A 3018-nucleotide genomic window follows, 5' to 3' on the forward strand; every position below is an offset into this window, starting at 1 on the left:
GGGGGCCGCACCCCCGCGGCGGCCCCGCCCGGCCCCCGGGGGGGGGGGGGGGCCCGCCACAACCCCCCGCCGGGCCCGGGCCCGCGCCGCCCCACGGCAGGTCCGGGCAGGACAAAAAAGTCGTAGGGACGGTCCCGCAGTCGCGGAACCGTCCCTCTTCGTCTTCCGGCGTGCGCCGCCGGCGCGCGCCCTGCGCTACGCCCGTGCGCTCCGGCGGGCCTCCTCCAGCGCCTCCGCCAGCTTCATCGGCGAGCGCGTGGACAGATAGAGGTACGGCGTCGGGTCGGTCGGGTCCGTCACCTCGACCCGCAGCGCCGTCGGGACGTAGCTGCGCAGCAGCATGAAGGCCCGCGGGTCGGCCTTCGGCCCGCGCCAGGCGACCGCCTCGGCCGGGCTGAGCGCGTGCGCGGCGCCCAGGGCGTCCACCGGGATCCGGGCCGGTCCGGCCACCAGGGAACCCTGCACCACGCGGATCCGGGCCGAGCCGTAGCTGCTGATCGCGACCGCGCCGACGGCGATCCCGACGACCAGCCCGATCAGTGCGCCCAGCCCGCTGACCCGCAGCAGGATCAACGCGAGCGCGAGCCCGGTCGCGACCGGGAGCAGCCACCAGGAGCGGGGCACGGTGAGGCGTTCGTCGTACATGCCCCCATTGTGTGCGCCCTCACGGCCGGGCCCGGACGGCACCCCCGTGCGGCCGGCGTCTCGGGCGCCCGACCGGTGGCTCCTCGGGTGCCTGGGGCAGGCGTCTCCGGCGCCCGCTACCGCCCGGTAGGGCCGTCGGTAGGGTGGGGCAGCGTGACCGGTACGACTGCCCCCACGCCCCCCGCCGACCGGTCGGCGCCCGCGACGCCGCCGACCCCGACCACCCCGCCGCCGGACGCCGTGCTGCCCCCGCGGGCCCCCGAGGCGCCCGCCCCCGGCACCCGGCTCGGCTCGCACTATGAGCACTGCTTCGGCTGCGGCCCGCAGCACCCCGGCGGCCTGCGGATCGACGCCGTCGCCGGGGAGGGCCTCGACGTCACCGCCGAGTTCACCGTCCGGGACGTCCACCAGGGCGGCCCCGGCCTCGCCCACGGCGGCGTGCTGACCACGGCCATGGACGAGACCCTCGGCACGCTCAACTGGCTGCTGCACGTCCCCGCCGTCACGGGCCGGCTGGAGACCGACTTCCTGTCCCCCGTCCCGGTCGACTCGGTGCTGCACCTGCGCGCCTGGGTCACCGGGGTGCACGGCCGCAAGATCTACGGCGCCGCCGAGGCGCGGATCGGCGGCCCGGACGGTCCGGTCGCGGTGCGGGCGCAGGCGCTCTTCATCCAGGTGAAGCTGGAACACTTCACCACGCACGGTCGTGCCGAGGACATCGACAAGGTCCTCGACGACCCCGACTTGATGAAGCGCGCACGAGCCTTTGAGGTGAACCCTTAGTGAACGAGCGAAGCGAGTGAACCGAATGAACTGCCATCTGTGCGAAGCACGCGCCGAGCGAAGCGAGGTGTGGGCGTGAGCATCACGCAGCCGCTGGACGTCCTGATCCGGCGCCTCGACCCCGAGCTGCCGCTGCCCGCGTACGCGCAGCCCGGCGACGCGGGCGCCGACCTGCGCACCACCGTCGACGCCGAGCTGGGGCCGGGTGAGCGGGCGGTCCTGCCGACCGGTGTCGCCATCGCCCTCCCGGACGGCTACGCGGCCTTCGTCCACCCCCGCTCCGGGCTGGCAGCCCGATGCGGAGTTGCGCTCGTGAACGCCCCGGGGACGGTCGATGCCGGGTACCGTGGAGAGATCAAGGTGATCGTCGTCAATCTGGACCCGCGCGAGGGGGTCAGCTTCCGCCGAGGGGACCGGATCGCCCAGCTGGTCATCCAGCAGGTCGAGAAGGCCCGCTTCCACGAGGTGGCCGAGCTGCCTGGGTCGGCACGCGCCGAGGGCGGGTTCGGGTCGACCGGCGGCCACGCCGCGGTCTAGCATTCCCGCGGCCTCGCAGGAAGCCGAGCAGGTATTCGCATCGGTCTTGGACCGGGAAGGACAGTGACCGTGTTCCGTCGTCGCCAGAAGAGCGAGGACGCTGTCGAGCAGCTCGCCGACGACGCCATCAGCGCCGACGAGACGGCCGATGACGTCGAAGGTTCCGCCGAGAGCGAGAACGTGACCGAGCTGGACCCGGCCGACAGGGTCGGCCTGCCGCCGGCCCCGCGGCCGGACGGTCCGTGGGACCACTCCGAGCTGGAGAACCCGCAGGAGGGCCGCGTCGACCTCGGGGGTCTGCTGGTCCCGGGTGTCGAGGGCATGGAGCTTCGCGTCGAGGTCGCCGGTGACGCGATCGTCGCCGCGACCCTGGTCCTCGGCAACAGCGCCATCCAGCTCCAGGCCTTCGCGGCCCCGAAGTCGGAGGGCATCTGGGGGGAGGTCCGGGAGGAGATCGCCAACGGCATCACCTCGCAGGGCGGCCTCATCGAGGAGGAGGAGGGCCCGCTGGGCTGGCACCTCCGCGCCCAGGTCCCGGTGCAGCTGCCGGACGGCACCCAGGGCGTGCAGCTGGTGCGCTTCGTGGGCTGCGACGGGCCGCGCTGGTTCCTGCGCGGCGTGATCTCGGGCCAGGCGGCGGTGCAGCCGGAGATGGCCGGGATCCTGGAGCAGGTCTTCCGGCAGACGGTCGTCGTGCGCGGCGAGAGCCCGATGGCGCCCCGCGACCCGATCGTCCTGAAGCTCCCCGAGGACGCGCAGATGGTGGCCGACGGCGGCGGGGCAGCCGCTGCCGCCGCCGAGGGCGAGAGCCGCTTCGGCGGCGCCTCCATCGACCCGTTCTCGCGCGGCCCGGAGATCACCGAGGTCCGCTGACCCCGGCCGACCCGCTCCGCCGGCCGTTCACCGGCCGTTCGCCGATCGCCCCCTCCCGGACCCCGGGTGGGGGCGATTTGCATGTGGCGGGCCCGGACCCGTACAGTTCCGGAGTCGCCGCGGGAGACCGGGGCAACGAAAGCGGAAAGCAAATCCGATGAATGAAACTCCGGAAAACGG

General features: G+C 74.3%; 4 protein-coding genes. 3 read left to right on the forward strand and 1 reads right to left on the reverse strand.

Annotated elements, in window-relative coordinates:
- Positions 1 to 195: 195 nt before the first annotated feature.
- Entirely contained in the window at positions 196 to 645 is a 450-nt protein-coding gene (locus AB0O00_RS34000; protein ID WP_359964755.1) for a DUF3093 domain-containing protein, read from the reverse strand.
- A gap of 240 nt (positions 646 to 885) precedes the next feature.
- Between AB0O00_RS34000 and AB0O00_RS34005 the strand changes: the two genes are divergently transcribed.
- From AB0O00_RS34005 to AB0O00_RS34015, 3 genes are all read left to right on the forward strand, one after another.
- On the forward strand, positions 886 to 1428 hold the full coding sequence (locus AB0O00_RS34005; protein WP_363658433.1) for a PaaI family thioesterase: 543 nt from the start codon (positions 886 to 888) through the stop codon (positions 1426 to 1428).
- 81 nt (positions 1429 to 1509) lie between these two features.
- A complete protein-coding gene (dut, locus tag AB0O00_RS34010) occupies positions 1510 to 1965 on the forward strand; it encodes a dUTP diphosphatase (RefSeq protein WP_363658435.1) in 456 nt (151 codons plus the stop codon).
- A gap of 69 nt (positions 1966 to 2034) precedes the next feature.
- Complete coding sequence (locus AB0O00_RS34015) at positions 2035 to 2838, forward strand: DUF3710 domain-containing protein (protein WP_363658431.1); 804 nt, start codon at positions 2035 to 2037, stop codon at positions 2836 to 2838.
- Positions 2839 to 3018 lie beyond the last annotated feature (180 nt).

The organism is Kitasatospora sp. NPDC093558 (genome assembly GCF_040683475.1).
GTDB lineage: Bacteria > Actinomycetota > Actinomycetes > Streptomycetales > Streptomycetaceae > Kitasatospora.